Origin of the sequence: Arthrobacter sp. B3I4 (assembly GCF_030816855.1) — a bacterium.
Classification (GTDB): domain Bacteria; phylum Actinomycetota; class Actinomycetes; order Actinomycetales; family Micrococcaceae; genus Arthrobacter.
Window position 1 is genome coordinate 3,366,762 of sequence record NZ_JAUSYK010000001.1, and the last position, 23,330, is coordinate 3,390,091.

General features: G+C 68.9%; 15 protein-coding genes and 1 pseudogene. 4 read left to right on the forward strand and 12 right to left on the reverse strand.

All coding sequences use genetic code 11. From position 1 onward, the window contains the following. Window positions 1-181 precede the first annotated feature (181 nt). Window positions 182-1,003 carry a 16S rRNA (cytidine(1402)-2'-O)-methyltransferase gene (rsmI, locus tag QFZ61_RS15840; RefSeq protein WP_307038256.1) on the reverse strand — a complete coding sequence of 274 codons (822 nt, stop codon included), beginning with the start codon at window positions 1,001-1,003 and terminating at the stop codon, window positions 182-184. 229 nt (window positions 1,004-1,232) lie between these two features. Between rsmI and QFZ61_RS15845 the strand changes: the two genes are divergently transcribed. Further along, window positions 1,233-2,987 (forward strand): dolichyl-phosphate-mannose--protein mannosyltransferase, encoded by a 1,755-nt coding sequence (locus tag QFZ61_RS15845; RefSeq protein ID WP_307037631.1) that lies wholly within the window; start codon window positions 1,233-1,235, stop codon window positions 2,985-2,987. Window positions 2,988-3,050: 63 nt separating this feature from the next. Further along, window positions 3,051-4,880: a long-chain fatty acid--CoA ligase gene (locus tag QFZ61_RS15850; protein WP_307037633.1), complete on the forward strand. Its 1,830-nt coding sequence runs from the start codon at window positions 3,051-3,053 to the stop codon at window positions 4,878-4,880. A gap of 463 nt (window positions 4,881-5,343) precedes the next feature. Here QFZ61_RS15850 and QFZ61_RS15855 read toward each other — a convergent pair. The 6 genes and pseudogenes from QFZ61_RS15855 to QFZ61_RS15880 form a co-directional block, all read right to left on the reverse strand. Beyond that, window positions 5,344-6,508: pseudogene (locus QFZ61_RS15855) on the reverse strand (TIGR01906 family membrane protein); the annotation flags it as partial. A 144-nt stretch (window positions 6,509-6,652) separates the two neighbouring features. Beyond that, on the reverse strand, window positions 6,653-7,909 hold the full coding sequence (locus QFZ61_RS15860; RefSeq protein WP_307037634.1) for an Ig-like domain-containing protein: 1,257 nt from the start codon (window positions 7,907-7,909) through the stop codon (window positions 6,653-6,655). 27 nt (window positions 7,910-7,936) lie between these two features. After that, window positions 7,937-9,160, reverse strand: a complete 1,224-nt coding sequence (locus QFZ61_RS15865) for an Ig-like domain-containing protein (protein ID WP_307038258.1) — start codon at window positions 9,158-9,160, stop codon at window positions 7,937-7,939. Between the two features lie 149 nt (window positions 9,161-9,309). Then, the gene (gene ahcY / locus QFZ61_RS15870; RefSeq protein WP_307037636.1) at window positions 9,310-10,788 is read right to left on the reverse strand and encodes an adenosylhomocysteinase; all 1,479 of its coding nucleotides are present in this window, start codon (window positions 10,786-10,788) and stop codon (window positions 9,310-9,312) included. A 121-nt stretch (window positions 10,789-10,909) separates the two neighbouring features. Continuing rightward, window positions 10,910-11,230, reverse strand: a complete 321-nt coding sequence (locus QFZ61_RS15875) for a Trm112 family protein (RefSeq protein ID WP_307038259.1) — start codon at window positions 11,228-11,230, stop codon at window positions 10,910-10,912. A gap of 97 nt (window positions 11,231-11,327) precedes the next feature. Then, complete coding sequence (locus QFZ61_RS15880) at window positions 11,328-11,717, reverse strand: DUF3499 domain-containing protein (protein WP_307037639.1); 390 nt, start codon at window positions 11,715-11,717, stop codon at window positions 11,328-11,330. A 438-nt stretch (window positions 11,718-12,155) separates the two neighbouring features. Here QFZ61_RS15880 and QFZ61_RS15885 point away from each other — a divergent pair, with 438 nt between their 5' ends. Then, window positions 12,156-12,656 (forward strand): metallopeptidase family protein, encoded by a 501-nt coding sequence (locus QFZ61_RS15885; RefSeq protein WP_307037641.1) that lies wholly within the window; start codon window positions 12,156-12,158, stop codon window positions 12,654-12,656. A 192-nt stretch (window positions 12,657-12,848) separates the two neighbouring features. Here the strand turns inward: QFZ61_RS15885 and QFZ61_RS15890 are convergent, their stop codons facing one another. From QFZ61_RS15890 to QFZ61_RS15910, 5 genes are all read right to left on the reverse strand, one after another. Beyond that, on the reverse strand, window positions 12,849-14,771 hold the full coding sequence (locus QFZ61_RS15890) for an HNH endonuclease signature motif containing protein (RefSeq protein ID WP_307037643.1): 1,923 nt from the start codon (window positions 14,769-14,771) through the stop codon (window positions 12,849-12,851). Between the two features lie 324 nt (window positions 14,772-15,095). Then, complete coding sequence (locus tag QFZ61_RS15895) at window positions 15,096-16,061, reverse strand: amidohydrolase family protein (RefSeq protein WP_307037644.1); 966 nt, start codon at window positions 16,059-16,061, stop codon at window positions 15,096-15,098. A 318-nt stretch (window positions 16,062-16,379) separates the two neighbouring features. After that, entirely contained in the window at window positions 16,380-18,167 is a 1,788-nt protein-coding gene (locus tag QFZ61_RS15900; protein WP_307037647.1) for a DUF5719 family protein, read from the reverse strand. Continuing rightward, window positions 18,160-21,651, reverse strand: a complete 3,492-nt coding sequence (locus QFZ61_RS15905; protein ID WP_373427172.1) for a glycosyltransferase — start codon at window positions 21,649-21,651, stop codon at window positions 18,160-18,162. The genes QFZ61_RS15900 and QFZ61_RS15905 overlap by 8 nt, the downstream gene beginning before the upstream one ends. 29 nt (window positions 21,652-21,680) lie before the next feature. After that, window positions 21,681-22,226, reverse strand: a complete 546-nt coding sequence (locus QFZ61_RS15910; protein WP_307037648.1) for a WhiB family transcriptional regulator — start codon at window positions 22,224-22,226, stop codon at window positions 21,681-21,683. A 385-nt stretch (window positions 22,227-22,611) separates the two neighbouring features. Between QFZ61_RS15910 and QFZ61_RS15915 the strand changes: the two genes are divergently transcribed. Beyond that, the gene (locus tag QFZ61_RS15915) at window positions 22,612-23,328 is read left to right on the forward strand and encodes a TIGR03089 family protein (RefSeq protein ID WP_307037650.1); all 717 of its coding nucleotides are present in this window, start codon (window positions 22,612-22,614) and stop codon (window positions 23,326-23,328) included. Window positions 23,329-23,330 lie beyond the last annotated feature (2 nt).

A 23,330-nucleotide genomic window follows, 5' to 3' on the forward strand; every position in this document is an offset into this window, starting at 1 on the left:
GCGGGCAGGGTGCCGCAGGGCCGGACTACTGCCACGGTACTGCCGGGTTCTCCGGAGTGTCTACGCTTCCGCGCACTAGCTCCGGCCGATTGCGCTGTGCAGCTGCACAGCGCCCGCACCCACGAGAAGGCACCGGCTCAGCGGCCACCCGGTGGGTGGCACCGCCACCGCAAGCCAGGCCTCAGCGGGCGGCCAGCACCGCGGAATACAGCTCGCGTTTGCTGACCCGGGCGTCCTCGGCGACGGCGGCGACAGCTTCCTTGAGCCGGATCCCCTGGGCGATGAGGGCGTTCACGGCGGCTACCTGGTCTTCCGGTTTCCCGGGCTCGCGTTCAGGCGCGCCGCCCACCACGACGGCGATCTCGCCGCGGACCTCGCTCGTTTCAGCCCACTCCAGAAGCTCACGCAGGTTGCCCCGGATGACTTCTTCGTAGGTCTTGGTCAGTTCCCGGCAGATCGCAGCCCGGCGGTCGGCGCCGAATCGTTCGTGCAGGGCGCGCAGCATCGGCTCCAGCCGGTGCGGCGCTTCGAAGAAGACCATGGTGCGCTGTTCGGCGTCGAGTTCGGCGAGCCGGGAGGACCTCTCCCCGGCTTTGCGCGGCAGAAACCCCTCGAAGCAGAACCGGTCTGTGGGCAGCCCGGACAGGGCGAGCGCCGTCAGCACGGCCGAAGGTCCCGGGACCGCCGTGACGGTGAGCCCGGCAGCTACGGCCCCTTCCACCAGCCGGAAGCCTGGATCCGACACCGACGGCATTCCCGCATCCGTGACCATGACCAGTGTCTTGCCGGAACGGACCTGTTCCAGAAGCTCACCGGTCTTGGCCGCCTCGTTGTGCTCGTGATAGCTGATCACCCGGCCGGAAACGGTGATGCCAAGGCTCTGCACGAGCCGGTGCAGCCGCCGGGTGTCTTCAGCGGCAACGATGTCCGCTGTCTCCAGTAGCCCGATCAGCCGCGCCGAGGCATCGCCGACGTTCCCGATCGGGGTGGCTGCCAGCACGATCCGGCCCGGCCCGGCCGCCGTCGCTGTGCCGGCCGCCGCCCCCGCCGAGTCGGCCGCCGCGCGGGTCGACGGAACCACACCGCCGGAGGCATTCCCTGCGGTATCCGCGGCGGGATCGGTGTGCCCGCCGCCGGGGGGTGCGCCTTGGCTGTTGCTCTGCTCGGAATCCACACGACCAGCCTACTGCCGCCGGGCGGCGGGTCCGACGATTCCAGCCGTCGCAGGTAGCATGGGCAGCGTGACGCAGACCCCCATGCGGCCTGCCGAGGCCGGTTCAACCGCAGCAGCGCCCGCCGACGCCCGCCCGGACCAGGCTGGCCACGCCGCGGACCGGCCCGCCCGCAGCGCGCGCAACCTTGAGGGTCACCGCTGGATAAGCCGGCCGGCAGAGGCGTTTACCGCCGAAGCACTCCGCCAGCGCCTGATCGGCGACCTCCGCAGCTGGCGCGACTACCCGCCGTCGCTGCGCCTCTGGTTCTGGCTGGTTCCGACCCTCACCGCGGTGCTCGGCGGCATCCTGCGCTTTGTTCGGCTGGACACCCCGCACAATCTGGTCTTCGACGAGACGTACTACGTCAAGGACGCCTACTCCTACCTGATCAGCGGCTACGAACGCGCCTGGCCGGACAAAGCGAACGACTCCTTCATCGCCGGAAAGCCCGGGATCCTGCTGGACAGCCCGGAATACGTCGTCCACCCGCCGGTGGGCAAGTGGATGATCGCCGCCGGGATGTGGCTGTTCGGACCAGAAAGTTCGTTCGGCTGGCGCTTCGGCGCCGCACTGACCGGCACCCTATCGATTTTCCTGGTGGCGCTGATCGCCCAGAAGCTGTTCCGCTCGCTCACGCTGGGGGCGGTTGCCGGCGTGCTGCTGGCCGTGGACGGCCACCACCTGGTCATGTCCCGGACCTCGCTGCTGGACATCTTCCTGAGCTTCTGGGTGCTGGCGGCCTTCGGGGCCCTGCTGATGGACCGCGACGACGGCCGGCGCCGCCTCGCGGCGCGGCTCAGCAGACAGGCTGCCGCCTCCACCGGCGGCGTCCCGACCCGGCTGCAGCTCGCCGCCGGCCCGTGGCTGGGGATCCGCTGGTGGCGGCTGGCCGCGGGCGCCTGCCTCGGGTTGGCTGTGGGCACCAAATGGTCCGCGTTGTTCTTCCTGGCCGGGTTCGGGCTGCTGACCGTCCTGTGGGATCTCAGCGCGCGCCGCATCGCCGGCGTCCACGGCTGGATTGCCGGCGGCATCCTCAAGGACGGGGTCGGCGCCTTCCTGAGCACGGTCCCGGTCGCAGCTCTGGTCTACACGGCCACCTGGACCGGCTGGTTCCGCTCCAGCAACGGCTACTTCCGGCACTGGGCCCAGAACAACCCCTCGGCGGAATGGGGCTGGATTCCCGTTTCGCTCCGCTCGCTGGCCCATTACCACCTCGAGGCCTACAAGTTCCATCAGGGGCTGAGCGCGGAGCACCCGTACGAGGCGAGCGCCTGGAGCTGGCTGGTGATGGGCCGGCCGACGTCGTTCTTCTACGAATCCCCCAAGCAGGGCACGGCCGGCTGCGAGCTGCCCGGCAACTGCACCTCAGCCATCCTTTCAGTGGGCAATCCGCTGATCTGGTGGAGCGCCGCCATTTGCCTGGGCGTGCTGCTGTTCTGGTGGGCGGGTCGCCGGGACTGGCGCGCCGGGGCGGTGCTGGCCGCCGTCGGGGCCGGGTACCTGCCCTGGTTCCTGTACCCGGAACGCACCATGTTCTACTTCTACGCTGTCTCTTTTGAGCCGTTCCTGGTGCTCGCTCTCGTGTACTGCCTGGGGCTGGTGCTGGGCAGCCGCACGGACCCGCTATGGCGGCGCCGCTCCGGCTTCCTCGTGGTGGCGCTGTTCGTCGTGGCGGCCGTGCTGCTGTCGGCGTTCTTCTACCCGGTGTGGACTGCGGAGCTGATCTCATACCAGGACTGGCGGTTCCGGATGTGGATGCCGTCCTGGATCTAGGGCAGGATTACTAGCGGAACCCCGGGGTCGCCGGGCAGCTGACCGGAACGGGAGACGCAGGTTGTGAGAGAAGCTAGCACCGGACTGCTCGTGGAGCTGGAACCGAACAGCAACGTAACGGACCTGCTGCTGGAGCAGCACGGGAAAAACCCGGCCCACGCGCTCTATTCCCGCAAGGGTCCCGCAGGCTGGATCGATGTTCCGGCCCGGCAGTTCCTGGACCAGGTGAGGGCGCTGGCCAAGGGCCTGATTGCCGGCGGCCTCACGCCCGGCGAGACGGTCGCCGTGATGTCGGCAACCCGCTACGAGTGGACCGTGGTGGACTTCGCCATCTGGTTCGCCGGCGGCGTCACCGTGCCGGTGTACGAGACGTCCTCCGCCAGCCAGGTCGAGTGGATCTTGCATGACTCCGGAGCCCGGCGTGTCTTCGTCCAGGACCAGGCCAAAGCCGCCTTGGTCCAGGAAGTCCTGGACAGCTCCGCCCTGCTCGGGGACCGGCTGCTGGGCGTCGTTCGGATGGACAACGACGGCGCCGCCCCCAACATGGCCAGCCTCGCCGCCGCCGGCAGCGGGGTCAGCGACGCCGAACTGGAGCGGCACCGCACCTCCGCCGGCCTGGCGGACGTGGCTTCCCTCGTCTACACCTCAGGCACCACCGGACGGCCCAAGGGCTGCGAAATCACGCACGGTAACTTCGCTCTGGTGGCAAAGAACATCGTCTTGTTCCTGCCGGAAATCCTGCTGCAGCCCTCCACCCGGACGCTCATGTTCCTGCCGCTGGCCCACGTCCTGGCCCGCGCCGTCCAGGTGATCTGTCTCAGCGCCGGCACCACCCTGGGCCACACCTCCAACGCCAAGGAGCTCCTGGATGACCTCGGCACCTTCCAGCCGACCTTCCTGCTGGTGGTCCCCCGGATCTTCGAGAAGGTCTACGCCGGAGCCGCGCACACGGCTTCCCTCGCGGGCAAAGACCGGCTCTTCGCAGCGGCCACCGCCGCCGCCGTGGACTATTCGAAAGCCCTCGACACGGCCGCCCGCGGCGAGGGCGCGGGACCGGGCTGGCTGCTGCGCGCCAAGCACGGCGTCTTTAACCGGCTGCTGTACCCGAAGCTCCGGCGGGCTTTCGGCGGCCGGCTGGGCTACACCGTCTGCGGAGCCAGTCCGCTGAGCTCCACCGACGCGCATTTCTTCCGCGGCGCCGGCATTCCAGTCCTTGAGGGCTACGGCCTGACCGAAACCACGGCGCCGTGCACCGCAAACACCCCGACCCGCACGAAGGTGGGAACGGTAGGGATTCCGGTGCCGGGGACCACCATCAGGATCGCCGACGACGGTGAGATCCTGGTCAAGGGCATCGGCGTCTTCAAGGGCTACCACGCCAACGCCGCGGCCAACGCGGAGGCCTTCGTGGACGGCTTTTTCCGCACCGGCGATCTGGGGTCGTTGGACGAAGACGGCTTCCTGACCATTACCGGCCGGAAAAAAGACCTTCTGGTCACCGCTGGCGGAAAGAATGTGGCGCCCGAGCCGCTGGAGGAAAAGGTCCGCGAACACCAGCTCGTGGCGCAGGCGGTGGTGGTCGGCGACGGCCGGCCGTTCGTGTCCGCCCTGGTCAACCTGGACCCCGAGGGCCTTGAGAACTGGTGCGCGGCGCACCGGATCCCCGCCATGAGCGTCGCGGAGGCGGCCGTCAATGAGCAGGTCAGGGCCGCCATCCAGGCTGCGGTGGACGAGGCCAACAAGCTGGTTTCCACTGCCGAGTCAATCCGGAGCTTCGCAGTCCTGGACGCGGACTTCACGGTCGAGTCCGGCCACCTCACCCCGTCGCTGAAGCTCAAGCGCTCCGCGGTTGTGCGCGACTTCCAGCCGCACATCGACCGGCTTTACGGCTAACGGGTCGGGACGGCGAAGCGGCCGGCCCGATGGCTGGACGGCGAAGCGGCCGGCACCTTCGTGCCGGCCGCTTCGCCGTCGGCGGCCATCCGCTGGCTGCCGTGTCTGAACTGCCGTGTCTGAACTGCCGCGTGCCGGCCGTCTAGGAGACGCCTAGCCTAGGAAGCGCTGTCCCGGACCGCCGTCGACCCTGTTGTTGGTTCCGCCGGTGTATCGCTGGCCTGCCGCGAGTCAATGCTGGAGGCGCCGCCGTCGGGAGCGGCGTCCGTTCCGGCCGACGCGGGGCTCTCGCCCGCACGGTTCCGGCGCCTGAAGCGCCGGCCCTTGGGCGCGGCCTGCGCACCGGTCGCCGCCTGTTCACCGGTCGCCGCCTGCGCACCGGTCGCATCCCGTTCATTGGGCCCCGGCCGGTCACCGGCCCCGGCCTTTGAATCCCCGGACTCATCGGTTCTAGTGGCCCGCCGGGGCGGCAGACCGCGGCGCTTGCGGGTCGGCCAGGTGAGGATGAGGGTCAGGAGGGCCGCGAGCAGCACGAGGGCGCCGATCACGATTCCTGCGTCCACCCAGAACTGGGCCGGGAACAGCCGGATCAGCGTGTCCTGAAGGGAGAACGTCCAGGTGCCGTTGGCGAAGAAGATGCGGTGGAACTCGGTAAAGAACTGTTCCCAGCCCAGTACCGCCAGCACGCCCAGACCGATGATGATCACCAGCGTGGCGATCGACCCGGCGAACAGGCCGCGGCGGACACCGCCGGTGCTGCGGCGGCGCAGGTAGAGGATGGCGATCAGGCTGAGCAGGATCAGCAGGGCGCCTGCGCCGAAGGCGGACAGGATGACCGCCTTGACGTCGGCCATGTGGCTGACTTCGCCGTCCTTGAACAGCTTCTCGCCGCTGCGGTTGACGAGGTCACCGAGGTAGCGCGGGCCGGACCAGTTGCTCAGGTAGTCCACGGCATAGGAGCCATAGGTCATTCGGTCATCGGTGTTGAAGCCGTAGCCGTCGCCTGGAAAACCGGGACGGTTGTACTCCACCCAGAGGAACAGCGGGCTGGTCACGGCACGTACGGCCAGAACCAGCAGGATGACCGGGTAACAGACCGCGAGGAGGACCTGCCAGACCCGCGGGGCCACCGGTTTTGCGTTGGCGGCGTGCTCTCGCTCGGCGTTCCGGCGCTCTACCTCTTCCTGGGGCGGCCGCAGCTGCAGCGCAGAGGTGGGCAGCGGCTCGTCGAAGCCGTGGCCGCCGGATCCGCCGGCAGCGGACGAGCGGCCCTCCGTGCCCGTTCGTGTGCTGCCACCGGTTTCAGTGCTGCCAGCGGTGGCTGTGCCTGCGGCCAGCCGTTCGGCGCGGCGTCCCTGACGTTGACGGGTCGCCGGGGCTTCAGCGGTCTGGGCCCCGGCGGGCTGGGTCCCGTCGTCCGGAACTCTGGCAACGGGACCTTTGGCGGCCGGAACGTCGGCGTCGGGACCTTCGGCGGCGTGACCTTCGGCGGCGGGACCTTCGGCGGCCGAGTCGGCCCGCTTGCCGACGGCCGGCTTCATCCACTCGAAGGCAGGCTCGTCGCCGTCCTCGGCGGGATCCAAAAGCGGTTCCTGCCGGTTCGGAGGGGTGGGACTTTTCTCAGTCACTGCAGCTTCGCTTCCGTAGGGTTCCACGCTGCCGGACCTGGGGTCCGGCAGCGCCACATATCTGACTCCGAGCCTACCGTCAGGGCCTCAACCCCCGCGAGGTGCCACCCCGTGGCCGGAACGATTCGGGCATTTTGAGCCGGTTCAGCGTCTGGCATATTGGGCCCACGGGATGTTCCAGTCCCCGAAGCCTTCCAGAGGTTCGACCGGCGGCGCACCAGTGTTCAGCGTCTGCACGAGGTCGCCTGTCTCCATATTGTTGAAGAACCACTCGGCGTCCGCCGGAAGCAACCCCACACAGCCGTGCGAGACGTTGAACCTGCCCACCGCGCCCCAGGCCGACTCCAGTGCCTGGTGAACGTAGACACCCGACGTCGTCAGCCGGTTGGCGTACTCCACGGTCAGTGGCGGGTAGTAGCCCTTGTCCCCCGGTTTCAGGCCGATGCTGCCGGCGTTGAACTTGGAGCTGCGTTCCTGCTCCATGATCACCGCGTAGCCGGTGGGCGAGAGCCAGTCCGCATCGCCAAGGGTGACGGGGGCCGTTTTGACCAGCTGGCCGTTGAAGTAGACGTTCATGGTTTTCGTGACGTCATCGACGACGGCGATCCGCTGCGGCCCCACCGTGAAGGAGACTTTCGTGTCCGAGTTACCGACCATCTTGTTGCCGAAATCCACCCCGAACAGCTTCAGGTCAAGGGAAATCCGGCTGTTCGCCGCCCAGAAGTTCTCCGGCCGGATCCGGGCGCGGCGGTCGGAGTACCACCGCCAGGCCACCGGCTGGCCGGGCGTCGACGTGACCGCCACCGCCTTCTCCACGGCTTCCTTGTTAAGGACCGGTTCGCTGAAGACGATCTCGATCGGCTGCCCGGCGCCGATCGTGCTGCCGTTCAGTGGAAAGACGGCAGCGTCAGCTTCGTTCGCCGTCGCCACTGTGGAGAATCGCTGGTTCTTTTTCGTTTCCCGGCCGGCCCGGTCCAGGACCGTGAAGCTGTACCGGTAGCTGGTGTTGAACTCCAGTGGCTCCGCGGCGGTCCAGGTGGAACCGTCCGCGCTTGTCGTCCCGGGCACCGGTGTCCCGCCGGGCTCCGGCTGCAGCCGCACGTCCTTGACCAGTCCGTTGACCGCTTTGACGGACGGCAGCGAGCCCGGGTTGACGTCTTTGGCACCGTCGACGGGTGTTACGCCGAGTTCGACGGCCTTCACGACGGGAGCGGCAAGGCCGGCGACGTTGCGCATGGGCGCCGACGACTCCGAGGGCAAGGGGCTGTCGGCCCAGACCGGGGCGGTGGCTGCGCCTATCCCGCCGGCACCGACGGCGAGGCAGATGCCGGCAACAGTCAGCATCTTGCCGGTTTTGCGGCCGGTGGCCGCGTTCTTCCGGCCGCTTGGTAGTTTGTTCATCGTGCTCCCCCTGACACTTCCGCGGGCCTAGTTCGGGTACTGCGCCCAGGGGATGTTCCAGTCCCCGAAGCCGTCGTCGTAGGCTGCGTAATCGCCGTCGGTGTTGACCACCTGGACGACATCGCCGGCGGTCATGTTGTCGAAGACCCATTGGGCGCCGTACGGTCCCAGGCCGATGCAGCCGTGCGAAAGGTTGGCTTTGCCGATGAAGGGCAGCGCCGAGTCGGTGGCCTGGTGGATAAACTCCCCGCTGGGGGTCAGCCGGGTGGCGAAGTTGACGTCAAGTTCGCCGTAGTAAGCCGGGTCCCCGGGCTTAAGGCCGATCGAGGCCGCACTCATGTGCTCCACCCGGTATTTCTCCATCAGGACCAGGTAGCCGCGTGCGGACGGGAAGCGGGTGTCGCCCATAGTGGTCGGCCACTCCCCCACCTGCTGGTCGTTGACGAAGGCTTTGAAAGTGTGCGCGGTGGCGTCCGCGATGGCGGTTTTCTTGTCGCCGATGTGCACGGTCACCTTCTTGTTGAAGTTACCGATCTGGCCTTTTCCAAGGTCGACGCCAAATAGCTTCATGTCCATCGTGATGGTGCTGTTGGCCGTCCAGAAGTTCTCCGGCCGGTACCGGACCATGGAGTTGTTGAACCAGTGGAAGTCCCCGACTTGCCCGGCGCTGGAGCTGATCTTGATGGCCTTCTCGACGGCGTCCCGGTTCAGCACCGGCTCGCTGAAGGTAATCTGCAGCGGCTGGGCCACCCCCACTTTCATTCCATCCAGCGGGTAGATGGCCGCATCGGCCTCATTGGCGGTCGAGACGGTGGTGAAGCTGCGGGTGCTGTTCGTGGTGCGGCCGGCGCCGTCCACGATCGAGTAGGTGTAGCTGTAGCGGGTGTTGAATTTCAACGGCCCGGTAGCGGTCCAGCTGGAGCCGTCAGCGCTGAGCGTGCCGTCCACGGCCGCCCCGGACGAACTGGTCAACGCTGCCCGTTCGATCCTGCCGTTGGCGACTTTCAGCGTCACGGGCACGGCAGGGTTGACCTGCGTGGCGGCGTCCGCCGGCGCGGCAGTCAGCTGGACGGGCGGCACCACCGGGAAGGCCAGGCCCTGCGTGGAGCGCTCGGGCGACGCGGCTTCCGAGGCAAAGGATGGGTGGGCCAGCGGACCGGCCGCGGCGAACACTCCACCGCCGGCTGCCAGAACGCAAACCGCGGCCACAGCGGCTGCCTTCCGGCGGGCGCTCCAGCTTTTCAGGGCGATCACAATAGCAGGGTCCTTCCAGACGTCACCTTGAAAGCATAGGTGAATTTCGGCCGCTTCCCGCCGCCGCGCACGGCACGATACGGTCACAACCGTTCCAACAGCAGGGGCCCCGGACCGGCGGTCCGGGGCCCCTGCTGCAGCTGCGCCTAGTAGCGGTAGTGCTCCGGCTTGAAGGGGCCAGCGGCGTCCAGGCCGAGGTATTCGGCCTGTTCCTTACTCAGCTCGGTGAGCTTCGCGCCCAGGGCATCAAGGTGCAGCCGCGCGACCTTCTCGTCGAGGATTTTCGGCAGCACGTAGACCTGCTTCTGGTACTCCCGCTCACCCTCGGGCTGGCTGGCCTTGGTGAAGAGTTCGATCTGCGCGATCGTCTGGTTAGCAAACGAGTTGCTCATCACGAAGGAGGGGTGGCCGGTGGCGTTGCCCAGGTTCAGCAGCCGGCCCTCGGACAGGACGATGATGGAGCGTTGCGCGTCCGTGCCTTCGTCGAAGACCCACTCGTGCACCTGGGGCTTGATTTCGACTTTCTTGACGCCCGGGATACGGGCCAGTCCGGCGATGTCGATCTCGTTGTCGAAGTGGCCGATGTTGCCCACAATGGCCTTGTCGCGCATCCCGGCCATGTGTTCGGCCAAGATGACGTCTTTGTTGCCGGTAGTGGTGATGAAGATGTGGCCCTCGGCCAGGACGCTCTCGAGCGTGGCCACCTGATAGCCGTCCATCGCCGCCTGCAGCGCGCAGATCGGGTCGATTTCGGTGACGATGACACGCGAGCCCTGGCCGCGGAACGCTTCCGCCGCGCCCTTGCCGACGTCGCCGTAGCCGCATACGACGGCAACCTTGCCGCCCATCAGCACGTCGGTGGCGCGGTTGATGCCGTCCGGCAGCGAGTGGCGGATGCCGTACTTGTTGTCGAACTTGCTCTTGGTGACGGAGTCGTTGACGTTGATTGCCGGGAACAGCAGCTTGCCCTGCTCGGCAAGCTGGTAGAGGCGGTGGACGCCGGTGGTGGTCTCCTCGGTCACGCCCAGCAGCCGGGAGCCGATCCGGGTCCACTTCTGCGGGTCCTTCTGCAGCGAGGCACGCAGGACCTCCAGGAAGACACGCCCTTCCTCGGACTCAGCATCGGTCGGGGCCGGCACGGCACCCAGGGCTTCGAATTCGGCGCCCTTGTGCACCAGCATCGTGGCGTCCCCGCCGTCGTCGAGGATCATATTCGGGCCGAGGTCCGGGTCGCTGTCAGCGCCGGGCCAGGTCAGGATCTGCTCGGCCGTCCACCAGTATTCCTCGAGCGTCTCGCCCTTCCAGGCAAACACCGGAACGCCCTGCGGGTCCTCTACAGTGCCAGTGCCGACGACGACCGCGGCGGCCGCCTCGTTCTGGGTGGAGAAGATGTTGCAGGAGGCCCACCGGACCTCGGCACCGAGGGCGGTGAGCGTCTCAATCAGCACGGCTGTCTGCACCGTCATGTGCAGGGAGCCGGCGATCCGGGCGCCCTTGAGCGGCTGGCTGGGGCCGAATTCTTCCCGCAGGGACATCAAGCCGGGCATCTCATGCTCGGCGAGACGGATCTGGTGCCGGCCGGCCTCGGCCAGTGAGATGTCGGCAATCTTGTAGTCGAAAGTCATAGGAATCCTTTGGAAATAGCCGGGGACATAGCAGATGGACTAGGGGTAATTCGGCGCCGAAGCGTCTGCCGATGGGCCGGTGGCGGAACTTCCGCTGCGGCTGCGACTTAGGCGGGGCAGGCTATTCTGCGGCGTGCCGGGGTCCGCCTTCGGACCTCGCGCCCGCTCGCTCGCCGGCATCGTGCTCGCCGGCGTCGTGCTCTCCGCCGGGCTGTCCGGCGTCGTGCTGTCCGCCGTCGTGCTGATCGGAGGAAGCCGAGGCGGCCGCTGCCAGCAGTTCCGGCGGGAGCAGCAGCGGGATGCCGTCCTCGATCCTGTACCGCAGCTTCCGGCCGTTCGCGTCCGGGCCAGCAGCGACAAGTTCTTCGCCCTCCTGCACCAGGGCCGAGCCCGTAACGGGGCAGCGCAGGACTGACAGCAGTTCGGGACTGATCAAAGGCAAGGTGATGGCTGGCATGGTGAAGGCTCCCTGGGAGCGACGCAGCAGGCGCCGGTGGCGTACAGAAATTTCATTTCCCAGCCTACCGCCGATTCGCGGCTCAGGAGGGCTCGCGCAGGACGCGCAGATGCCCACGCCGGGTCCCTTCCGGGCCGGCTGGAGCTTCAAGCGCCGGATGGGCCGCTCGCTGGCCCTGCACCGGCTCCGGTGCCGCCGGCTTGCCCGCGGCCTCGCGGACCGCGTGGGCGAGTGCCAGCAAGTCATCCGGGCCCGGCCCGGCCGGGGTGGCTGGCATCGCAAGCCGCAGAACTTCCCAGCCCCGCGGCACTGTCAGCGAACCAGCGTGCTGTTCGCAAAGGTCGTAACAATGCGGTTCAGCGTAGGTGGCGAGCGGGCCAAGGACAGCAGTGGAGTCGGCGTACACGTACGTCAAAGTCGCCACCGCGGAATTACGGCAGGCGGACCTTGAACAGAGACGAATTGCACCCACGACATCAGAGACTACTCCCCTTGCCCTCGGGCGGGCGCATTGAAACGCCCTAGGGCCGGCCGGACGTTGAGGTTCGGCGACATCACCCCGGTGAGTCTGCTGGACCTGTGCGCTCGTTGCGGTCGGAATGCTTCCCGACCTCCGCACTCTTCTCCTCATTACAAACGTGGCATTCTTTGCGGCTGGGCGCCGCCTTGGCCGGACGTAGTAACGTGCCGGCCGTGACGTGGGCGCGCCTTGCCGGGTCGCTGGCCGCGTCCCCGGCTGGTCTTACCGGGTCGCCGGCCGCGTCCCCGGCTGGTCTTACCGGGTCGCCGGCCGCGTCCCCGGCTGGTCTTACCGGGTCGCCGGCCGCGTCCTGCAGCATTCGGGGGCACGATGCCACCCAAAGGTGGGCGCTGTATCGCAGAATCCATGCGGCGGGTTTAGAGTCGAGGTATGCAGTCATCGCACCAGGATTCCGGCTTCACGGTCCGGTTGGCTGAACCCGCCGCCGGCACCAGCGCCGCGGGTAGGGGTTTCCGGCAACGCCGGAGAAACCGGCACGGCCGCGGCCTGCGCGGCGAGTTGATGTTGCCCACGCTGCCTGGCTACCGAACACGCTCCGACCGCTTCGATGATTTCGTTCTGGATTCGGCGCAGCGGCTGCACGATATCTGGGGCAAGCCGCTGGACGGCGTTCGCTTCGCTGTGGAGGAAATTCCACCCCGCCTTGAGCAGTTGGTGGCCGACGGAACGCCGGCGCCGTTGGGCGCTTACACCCCGGCCACTGCCGACGAAGGACCCGTGATCACGCTCTACCGCAGGGTGGTGGAGCAGGCCTGCGGCAGCCGGGAGGAAATCCAGGACCTGGTGCACGACGTCGTGGTGGAACGCACGGCGGAGATGCTCGGCGTTCCACCCGAGTCGCTGGACCCGGTGTACCGCCGCCGCTACTAGCGCTCCGTTGCCCCTTTCGCAGTGGGGCTCACCCCGCCGCAAGCTTCGGCAACGGCGCCGCGACGGTGCGTTTCAGCCGCAATCGACGCCGCCACCTGGGCACCCCGGGTTGACCTAGGCCGGAACGAGGTCATCCAGCGATCCCCGACCGGCGCTCATCTCGTTGCGGCCAGTGCACGGCCGGCGTGCAAGTCATGAGCGGAAGTAGTGGTTTTGTCTTGGTGTTTGGCGTGGGTCGAGGTGGGGTGGCGGGATGAACCAGGGGACGCCGCTACGCAGCTGGATGGTCCAGGCTTCTTTGTGGATTAGATGGTGGTGGTGGGAGCAGAGCAGTGTTCCGTTGTCGGTTCCGGTGGTGCCGCCGCGGGACCAGTAGGTGATGTGGTGGGCTTCGCACCAGGACGCGGGGATGGTGCAGCCGGGGAAGGTGCAGCCCTGGTCGCGGGCGGTGAGGGCTTTGCGGATGTGGGGCGGGAAGACCCGGCTGGTGCGGCCGATGTCCAGGACCCGGCCCCGGGAGCCGAGCAGGACGGGGATGATGTCCGCGTCGCAGGCGATCTTGCGGATGGTTGAGGCCGTGACAGGTCCGGTGAACGCCAGGGTCCCGGTTCCGGTGAACCCTAGCGGCCCGGCCCCGCCGCAACTGATCCGGGGCCCCAAGCCGGTGGTGTTGCCGCCGTTGCGGAAGCTGAATTCCTTACCGCCCTCGGCGCTTTGGCCGGTGACCCACCTGAAGCCTTGGCCGAAGCTGAATCCGTTACCGCCGCCGACATTGGTAGTGGTGACGCTGTTGCCGAAGCTGAACCCGTTACGGCCCCCGGCGTTGGCGGTGCCGCTGTTGCCGAAGCTGAATCCGTTACCGTCACCGGCTCCCGGCGCCTCAGTTGTGGCGGCGGGGGCTTCTGTCCCGGCTGTGGCGGCAGCTGTGTTGGTGGTGGTGTTTTGGAGGCGGTCGAGGAGGTCGCGGTAGTCGATGGTGACCATGACCTGGGGTCGGAGTCCGCCGGTGGCGGGCATCCCGCCGGAGGCGAGGGCGACTTTGGATGCGCCGACGAGGCCGTCGAGGAGTTTCTGCGGCCGGGACCGCCAATCAAGACCCGGAACGAACACATCCTGCTCGGCCCCGTCACCTGCGGACCCATCCTCAATGGCGCCAGCGGTGCCGGCTCCCACGGTGGCGGTCTCGGCGGCGCCTTCTCCCACGGTGGCGGTCTCGGCGGTGCCTTCTCCCACGGTTCCTTCTGCGGTGGCGTCCCGGGTGCCGGTGCCCGCTGCTTCCCTGGTGGCGGTGGCGGGGTTGGGGGTGCGGGGGTTGGTGGCGGTGTTCATTGCGGTGAGGAGGTGTTCGAACTGTTCGTTGGTCGCGAAGATTTCCAGGTGCTGCAACCCGTGGCTGGGCCGGCGGATGAACACGCCCTGAAGCTGGCGCAGGAGCTCCTCGGAAGGTTCTCCGCCGTCCTGGTCGATGCCGTCCACCCAGCGCCGGGCCAGACGGGACAGGAAGTCCGGGTCATGCTGGGCCGCGGCGCGGGTCAGGGAGTGTTCCATCCGCGCCGCGGTCTCCGCATCGCAGAGGGGCCGGACCCGTTCCAGGGCCTGGTTGATGATCGTCGCTGACCGGGTCGGGACGTCCCCGGCAGCGAACGCATCGGCGAGTTCCTCATGCACCGCAGGCAGCCGGTCCCCGGTGATCCCGGTGCGCGGCAGCACGGTGCGGGCCAGGGACAGGCGGCGGTGCGCTTCGGCGGCGCTGATCTGCAGCCGGTCCCGCAGGAAGTCCTCGGTCCGGCGGTACCCGTCTTCCCCGGCCGGGACCGCGTCCGGGGCGGACGTCCGGGCCCGGTCCACCGCGCCGGCGGCCATAACCTGCAGGTACTCCAGCGCGCGGCCGGCTTCCTCGATCTGCCCGGCGTACGCCGCCGCGTCACGGAAGCCCAGCCCAGCAGTGTCTTCGGCAGCGGTCGCCGTCAGCTCACGCAGCTGGCCCAGCACATCATCCAGTGACGCAGCGGTCGGCCCGGTCTCCAGCGGCGGGGCGGTCGGCCCGGCACCGCAACGGCCGTCAGCGTCCGGCCGGGTGGCCGGTGAAAAGGTGACCGCTGCGCTGGTTCCCATGACCTAATCCTGCCGCAGACCTACGACAATAATTGCGGCAGGATGATCGGCCGCGGCCGGCTCAGCAGCACGGGGTTCGGCCCCGATGGACGCCAACCGACGGTCGCCACCAGCCGGCCGGGTAGCCGGTGAAAAGGTGACCGCTGCACTGGTTCCCATGAACTAATCCTGCCGTAGACCTACGACATTAATAGCCGCACCATTTGGGGAGGCAGGCCTAATGGACGGCCTCATCCACCGTTCCCTGTGGCACTGGCGGTTAAATTGCCTTCAGCATGGACCTCCCCGTCACACTGAACTCCTACCCGCTGTTGAGGCCCCGGATTAGCCGCTACTACCCCGCAGGCGTTGAAACAGCACCTCGGCATTGCCCCGATCTATGGCGTCCCGCAGGGAAGACGCCAACGGGTAATTTTCGTACTGCGCGGTCAGGAAATCGACCGCCGGCGACGGGACGAAGGGAAAGTCGGTACCGTACGTGATTCGCCGCGGGTCGGCGACGGCTAGCAGGCTGGGCAGGGCCGACGGGGTGGCGGACAGGGCGACGTCGTAATAGAACCGCCGCAGGACGGATCGGTTCTCGTCGGTCAGCGCCGCCAGCGCGCTCAGAGCCTGGTCCCTGTTGCTGAGCATGGCAAGCAGGATCCGGTACGCAATGAACGGTACGAAGCCGCCCGCGTGCGCCAGAATGAACTTGATTCCCGAGTATGTCTCGATCGCTCCGGACAGGACCAGGCTGAGCGCGGCGCGGGTGGTGTCGAGCAGGAAGTCCGCGGCGAAAGCAGGTATGCCCGGCACCGCCGGAGCCGGCAGGTCGCCGGGGTGAACGAACACGACCGCCCCGCGGTGGTCCAGGAATTGCAGCAGTGGCTCAAAGACGGGATCGCCCAGGTACCGGCCGTCGTAGTTGGCCAACAAGACAATTCCGTCCGCGTGCAGGGTGTCCAGGGCGTACCGGGCTTCCGCGAGGGCACCCTCCACGTCCGGCAGGGTGAGGGTGGCAAAGAACCCGAACCGTTCCGGCCGCGACGCCACCACCTCAGCCGTGAACTCGTTGACCTCGCGGGCCTGCTGCCTCGCCTCCGCCGGGTCCCCGAAGTGCACCCCCGGCGTGGGCAGCGACAAGATGCCGGTCTGCACGCCGTGCTTGTCCATGAACTTCAACGCTGAGCGCTCGGACCACGGCGGCAGGTCCACGCCGCCGGATTGGATGCCCTTCTTCCGCACCCACCGGGCGTAACCCGGCGGAATGATGTGCTGGTGGGTGTCGATGCGGTACGGCCGGCTCACGCAGGGCCTTCCAACCGACGGCGGGACGATTGCGACGCGCTGCCTACGCGGCACGGCCGTGCACGGTCCGTGGCCGGGCGCAGTGCGCCGGAACCGGTCATGGCAACTCCCGAACTGCGAGGCATCCCTGGCGGGCCTAAGCCACGATGCGCCGCGCCGCGGGAAGCCGCCAGAGCCGTTGGTCCCGGCCCTGCCTGGACTGCCGGGCGGCAGAGGCGCTGGAAAGCCTTTTCGATCGACGCAGCCGGACGCTCCCGGATCCGCCGAGCAGGTAGTACCCCAGCATGACCGGGACCGGTCCCGGACCTGCCGCGCCGGTTAGTACCCCAGCGTGACCGGAACCTGTTGGCGGCCCGCTGCCCCGGGGGCGACCGGAATGCTGGCAACGTCCGCCTTGCCGTCCTGCTCCAGCAGCAGGGCACCGTAAGCTGCCTCCCCCGCGGCCGAGACCAGGTAGCCCACCAGCGGTGACCCGTCCACGTCACCGGGGATTTTGACCGTGGCCGTGGTTCCGCCGGCAATGTCGGCCGTGGCAGCGGCGCGCACCTTGCCGTCGGCGGTGATCGGAGCGTAGGAGATGGTGGCGCGGCCTTCCGGAGCGCCGAACATCAGGAACCGGGCGCCGGTGGCGGGCACCGGAACGATGTGCTGACTGCCGAGCCGCGCGGACGACGGCGCCCAGCCAAAGTCGACGGGGGCGTCGGCCTTGAGTCCGCGGGTCACGCGGGCCGCGGCGGCGAAGGACACATCCGAACTGGCGGCCAGCGTGTAGTGCCCGGCCGGCACTCCTGCGAGTGAGACTTCAGTGACCGCGCCTGCCTTGGCCGTCACCACACCGCCGCCGGGCAGCGGTTTCTGGCCATCACGTCCGAACAGCTTCACTTCCACCACCGCGTCCGCCGCGCCGGGCACCGTAATCTGCAGGGCCGGTTTGGCATCGGCGAAGCCGACTTTGGTCGTGAGCGCAGCCAGGCCCGCCGGGTCCTGGATATCGAGGCCCGAGATTGTCTGCCGGGTGGCGGGGGCTGTGCCGGGAGAAATGAAATCCACTCCGCCCGGAACCAGGCCGCGGAGCACGCTTTGCTGGATGATCGCCGATACCGGGCCGCCGTCGCTCCGCACGCGCACGCTCAGCTGCTCCTGACCGGGCGCCAGCCCGGCGAGGATGATGGACCGCGTGCTGCCCGGGGCCACGAGCAGGCCGCGGCTGCCCGGCGCGCGGATCGCTCCCTGGGCGCCAAAAAGGTCCAGACTGACCGTGGCCGGCGTGCCGGAGGCGTTGCTGAGGTTGAGGACAGAGGTACGGCCGACGGCGGTGTTCGCCCCCACCAGCCACAGATCGTTGGCTGGTTGCTGGCAGGGTGCGGCAGCTGTGCCCCCCAAGTCCCCGTCATCTGCGGTGTAGCTCATTACGGCCCCGGCCGAGGGCTGCTGGTTGCCTTGCGGGTCGGCGCTGAGCACGGTGGCGGCGTCGACGGCCCGTTGCGGCACGACGCCCGCCTTAAGCGCAGGGGGCGTGGCGGCCGGGCCGGCGGGAGGCTTAGGGGCAGCCGAAGCGGACCCCGGCACGGCCTTCGCCAATTCGACCAGCGTGTTACCGGTAAGCGTGGCAAGCCTGCTGCCGGGGAGTTCGCCGGCACTGGAACTGAGCACAACGGCGTTGACCGCGCTCTTGGCAGTGGCCGACTCGGGGCTGAACTGCGGATCGGTTCCAACCGGCGTGGCCTCGAACAGGCGGGCCGGCCCCGGGCAGCTGCCGACGCTGCTGCCGGCGGGGACGGCGGCCAGCGGCGCGTCAAGGGGCCGGCTCCCGGGGCTCTGCGGGGACAGCGCGGCGGCGGCGACTAACCCGCCGGTGGCTGCGGCCAGCACCGCCGCGGAAAGAACGCCGCCCACGGGACCAGCAAGGACCTTCAAGCGGGCCAGCGCTGCGGGAGCTGGCTTGTCAGGCCTGCTCCCGCGGGCACTTCGGTCCCGTTTGTCCTCTCCCTGCTGTGCAGGAGACTGCTGTGCAGGAGACTGCTGTGCAGGAGACTGCTGTGCAGGATGCTGCGGTGCCGGAACAGGCTCTTCCGGCGGCGTGGGGTCAACGTGGTCGTCAGACATGCTGATGTTCCTTCCGCAGGGAGCCTTCGTCCCTGGAGAGCCCGGTGTTCGGGCGTCGGGCAGGCACCGGGATCGCCAGCAGCGCTGTCAGCCCGATCACGACGGCCTGCGCGATTCCGGTCCAGAGTGCCCACGGGTTTTCGTATCTGATGCTCAACTGGCCGCCCTGGGCGGGCAGGGTAAATGCCTGGGCCCAGTCCGAGGACGTCGCTGTCAGGCGCCGCCCGTCGATCCAGGCGCTCCAGCCCGGGTCCGCGCGGTCGCTCAGGACCGCCAGCCGGCCTTCCGGCCCGGCCGGCACCGCGGCGTCGGCGGTGAGAACCCCGGCCGGAAGCAGGCCGACGGTTGTTCCGGAACCGTCGACGATCCGGAGGCGGTGGGCGACGTCGGCGGCTTTGATGACCGGCTGGTTCAAGGGGCTGATCCGCCAGAGCCACCCGACGTCGGTGCGTCCTACGGCGACCAAGCCGGGCACGGCGTCGATCCGGGCGGCGGTCAGCTGCGCCGAGCTGTCGTTGGCCTCCAGGACGACGAAGCCGGCGCCCAGATCCTCCAGTTGCGCCCGCGGGTCCACGCCCTGGCCAGCGACGATGGTGGCGACCACCTGGCGCAGGGAAGCGTTGACGGCGTCGTCGTCGCGCACTGTTTCCTCGCCGGGCGCCCCGATGACCTGTCGGGCGGAGGCGATGGCGGACAGCGCGTCGAATCTGGTGCCGGAGCCGCGCATCAGGGACGCCGCGAAGGTTCCGTTTTCCCTGGCTGAGACCACCAGGGTGCGTGCCTGTTCTGGGCCCTCGCCACGGTCGATCGCGGTTGCCGGGAGGGTGCGGCCCTTGTGGGCCTGAACGAGCCGGGGGGTGCCCAGCGCGCCGTCACTTGCTGCCGGGCCATCGGTGTCCGCGCCGGTCACGGGCTCGGCGGCGCTACCCGCAGCGGCATCGGCGGGGGCAGCAGCCGCCGGCGGAGCTGGCTGCAGCACATTTTGGGCCGCCCAGACGGTGAGTCCGGCCAGCGGCCCGGCAAGCAGCAACGCTGTGGCGGTAATCGCGGCACCCCGGAGGGCCAGTTTCCGGAGCCGGGTCCCGTGGGCCGGAGAGTTGCGGCGGTCGGGTTTGCCGGCACCTTCTTTGCCGGTCCCTTGTTCTTCCTCGTCGGGGTCGGCACGGGCGGAACGCGCGGACGCGTCGGCGGCATCGAGCAGCGCCTCCGCACCGATCAGCGCCGCTCCCAGCAATGCGAACGCCGCGGCGGAGACTGCGGCACCGGGAAAGGGGGTGACCAGGACCTCGGCGCTGGCGCCGGTGGCGACGTGCCCGGCCAGCCAGCCGCCGGCCAACATCAGCGTCCCGCCGGCCCAGAGGCTGCGGGCCAGCCGCGGCCGGCGGGCGGTGCCGTTCCGGCCCGGGAGAAAGAGTGCGGCCAGTGCCAGGAGCAGGACCGGGACGCCGAGGACCAGGGCCAGCAGGAGTGCCCACGGCACCGCACCGGGCCCGAACGCCGGCAGTCCGGCCAGGCCGGCAGCTGCTTCGAAACGCAGCGGCTGGCCGAGCACCTGCTGCCACAGCGGGGCGGCGTCGAACCGCAGGGGCGGGCCCGGGTCAGCCAGCAGGGCGCGCGGCCGGTCCAGGGCAGAGAAAGCAAACGGAACGAACAGCGCGAGGCTGGGCAGCAGCGACCACCAGATCGTGCGTCCGCGGCGCCCCAGCAGCACGCCGCACAGTACGACGACGGCGAAGGCGGGCAGGAGCAGCGACGGGGCGGCCGCCGTGACGACAGCCAGGGCAAGGCCAGCCGCTGCAGCCGCGGTCCAGGACGGTGTGCCGTTGACGCCGGGCTTGACCGGAGGTGCCTCGGTGAAGCGGCGCTCCCCCGGGGCCGGCACGGCGAAACGTCCGCGGCCCGGAACGGAGCCGGTGGCGCGAAGCAGTGCCAGGACAAGCAGCGGCATCAACACATGCGCGATCAGCGCACCGAGGCGGCCCTGGTTAAGGGCCACCTGCAGGGCCGGCGCACCCGCCCAGACCAAGGCGGCCGCGAGCCGGAGCCGGCGCCGCCGGGTGAGGGCGCCGGCAGCGAACCACGCCCCCAGCGCGGACAACGGCATCGCAAGGATCAGCAGCCACGCCACCGCAGCGTTGGCGTCCCCGGTGCCCAGAACGCCGAGCAGCCAGAGCACGTAGCCGAAGGGGTCACCGTGGCCGGGCAGGCCGGCTCCCAGGGTGATCCACCAGCTGGAGGCGTGGTCCCAGATGTCGCCGAGACCGGCCGAAAGAGGAATCAGCGCCCCGCCGGTGACGGCGGGGGCGCGGAACAGGTTGAGCAGGCCAACGATGGAGGCCACCGTCGTAACCAGCACCGCTGCCAGAGCCCCGTTGCCCACCCAGGCGCGCTCGGTGGTGCCCAGCGCGGCGAAATCATCGGTGGCATCACCGGTGGGCTGTTCGACCAGCAGGTCAGGGGAAGACTGCGGCTCGCCGGCATCGTCGGAGCCGAGCGCTTCCATCAGGGAACGGCGGTGGGCCCAGACCTCGCGGCGGGGAGTCTGCAGCCCCTTGATCACGGACCGCCGGATACGCCGGGTACGGGCGGCGCTACGCCGGCCGCGAAGCACTGCGGCCGGCCGGCCCAGGGCACCCAGGGTGGCCAGCAGCTGGCTGAAACCATGGCCGGGGTCTTTCACTGCAACGCTGAGGACCAGCTTGAAAAGGCTACCCAACAGGGCCCCCACACCATGCAGCGGGACCTGCCAGGCGGGGGCATGCTTGAGGCGCAGGTGGACCTGGGCCTTGCGGGCCGCCGCGGAGTTCCCCAGGGCGTGCGGCCGGTGCGAGACGTGGAACATTTTCGCGGTGGGGACCACCACCACCCGGTTGCCGGCGAGCCGGTTGCGCCAGCAGAAGTCGACGTCATCGCCGCTGCCCGGCAGGGCCGGGTCGAATCCCTGAAGCTGCTCCCAGACGTCGCGGCGCACCAGCATGCCGGCGGAGTTCACGGCGAACGTGTCGCTGCGCGCGTCGTACTGGCCCTGGTCCAGTTCGTCGGCTTCGATCAGTGTCAGCCGCTCGGCCCAGCGGCTGGTGGAGAGGCCGACGTCGATCAGCCGGCGGCCCTCGTGCCAGTCCAGCTGCTTGCAGCCCGCCACGGTCACGGACGGCGCCCGTTCGACGGCATGCAGCAGTTCGGCGAGGGCTTCGGGAGCCGGCGCAGCGTCGTCGTGCAGCAACCAGATCCATTCCGTGCCGGCGGACTCCGCCGCGCGCAGGGGCGCGAGCGCCTGCAGGCCTGCCTGGACCGACCCGCCCATGCCGGTTCGCGACTGCTCGACGGCGGTGACGTTGGAGGCACCGAGCGCCTGCGTGAGGAGCGCCGCCGAGTGGTCACGCGATCCGGCGTCGACCCCGATCACTGCATCGGCAGGCCGGGTCTGCTGCGCGAGCGCCGCTAATGTTCTAGGTAGATAATCACCGCCGTCGTGCGCTACCACGACGGCGGTGACGTGAACTTCTGAAAGAATTAGACTGCCCGCTTCCGAAGCCGGCGGCGTTCCCGTTCGGACAGCCCGCCCCAGATGCCGAAGCGCTCGTCGTTGGACAGCGCGTACTCAAGGCACTGGGAGCGGACGTTGCACGCACCGCAGACTTTCTTGGCGTCACGGGTGGAGCCGCCCTTTTCCGGAAAGAAGGCCTCCGGATCGGTCTGTGCGCACAGCGCGTCCGTCTGCCATCCCAGTTCGCCTTCATCGTCGAAGTCCTGCTGGGAGGGCAGTCCGATCCACACCGGCTGGGCCGTGGTTCCGGAGTGCAGGGTCTGGAGTTCCATCGGCGGGTCGAGCGGATCGTTGTCCAGCTCAAGATCGCCGGCCAGAAGTGCTTCGTGGGCCGCGAGGAAGGCCGTGGCCTGGCTCTGCAGCGAATCCTGGGTGTGTTCGTTGTACCGTTCCGCCGCCTCGGGATCGGCCGGGTCTACGTACCAGTCGCTCGGCACCCCGCGTGAACGGTATTTAGCCGTCGCCTGCCCGGCGACGACTTCATCTTCATGGATACGCTCTGCAAGCCCCATTGGCGTTCCCTCTCTGATTTGCAGCCACTGCCTGACCCTCGGACACTCGGTTGTGTGCCGGCTGTTGCGCAGTGGCTTTCGATACCTAATTACACGCGTGTAAGTATCTAGGAGTCAAGCCGCAGCGGAGATAATAATCAGTTTTCGGACAATTTGCCCGGCACGCCACGCCCGGGATTTTTCCGCCGGACCGCCCGGCCCCGCCGCCGATTTGACAGCCTGCTGACTACTTTACGGAGTCCAACCCGACCAGCTGCCGGAGTTTCCTGTGCTTTCCGGCAATCTTGGGCTCCCTCCCCCGGCCGTCCCGGCGTACCTCCACCCGGACCCCGCGGCCCCCAAGTGACCGAGATCACCGCGCCGGAGCCCGTGGCAAGATGAAGCCATGAGCATCCCGGCAATCGAACTCCTGACAGCGCTGCGCTCCGGCCAGTCCACCTCCCCGCGCCTGACCTGGTACGGCCCGGGTGCGGAACGGGTGGAACTCTCCGGCCGCGTGCTGGACAACTGGGTGGCCAAGACCAGCAACCTGTTCCAGGACGAACTGGACGCGGAACCGGGAACCCGGCTGCGGCTGGATCTTCCCGCGCACTGGAAGTCGCTGGTGCTCGCCCTGGCTGCGTGGCAGCTCGGCATGGAAGTTGTGCTCGATGGCGCGGAAGCGGAACTGCTCGCCACTTCCGAGCCGGCTCCGGCGGCCGCCGGCGGCGCTTTCGAAGCAGTGCTGGCGGTGGCGCTGCCGGCCCTCGCGATGCGCTGGCAGGATGAACTGCCGTCCGGCGTCGTCGATTATGCCACCGAGGTACGCTCCCACGGCGACTTCTTTATGGCACACGTGGATCCGGAGGCCGGCCGTATGGCCGTCCGCACCTCGGCGGGCGCCGCCCACACCCACGCCGAACTGCTCGACGGCTTTGCCGCCGCCGTCGCTGTCCAGCCGCACGATGCGCCGCGGCTGCTGGTCCGCGCCGGCGACGGTCTGGAGGCGGTCCTGTCCCAGGCGCTGGCGGCGTGGCTGGCGGACGGTTCCGTGGTGCTGGTCCACCCGGACGTCGCGGTGACGGACCGCCTGCTCGGCGACGAGCGCGTCACCGGGGGCTGACC

Bases quoted from the DNA above. Each gene is read 5' to 3' on its own strand.
- ahcY (WP_307037636.1), bottom strand. From the start codon at position 10,788: ATGACTTTCGACTACAAGATTGCCGACATCTCACTGGCCGAGGCCGGC.
- QFZ61_RS15885 (WP_307037641.1), top strand. From the start codon at position 12,156: ATGCAGTCATCGCACCAGGATTCCGGCTTCACGGTCCGGTTGGCTGAA.
- QFZ61_RS15915 (WP_307037650.1), top strand. From the start codon at position 22,612: ATGAGCATCCCGGCAATCGAACTCCTGACAGCGCTGCGCTCCGGCCAG.
- QFZ61_RS15900 (WP_307037647.1), bottom strand. From the start codon at position 18,167: ATGTCTGACGACCACGTTGACCCCACGCCGCCGGAAGAGCCTGTTCCG.
- QFZ61_RS15845 (WP_307037631.1), top strand. From the start codon at position 1,233: ATGGGCAGCGTGACGCAGACCCCCATGCGGCCTGCCGAGGCCGGTTCA.
- QFZ61_RS15860 (WP_307037634.1), bottom strand. From the start codon at position 7,909: ATGAACAAACTACCAAGCGGCCGGAAGAACGCGGCCACCGGCCGCAAA.
- QFZ61_RS15910 (WP_307037648.1), bottom strand. From the start codon at position 22,226: ATGGGGCTTGCAGAGCGTATCCATGAAGATGAAGTCGTCGCCGGGCAG.
- QFZ61_RS15890 (WP_307037643.1), bottom strand. From the start codon at position 14,771: ATGGGAACCAGCGCAGCGGTCACCTTTTCACCGGCCACCCGGCCGGAC.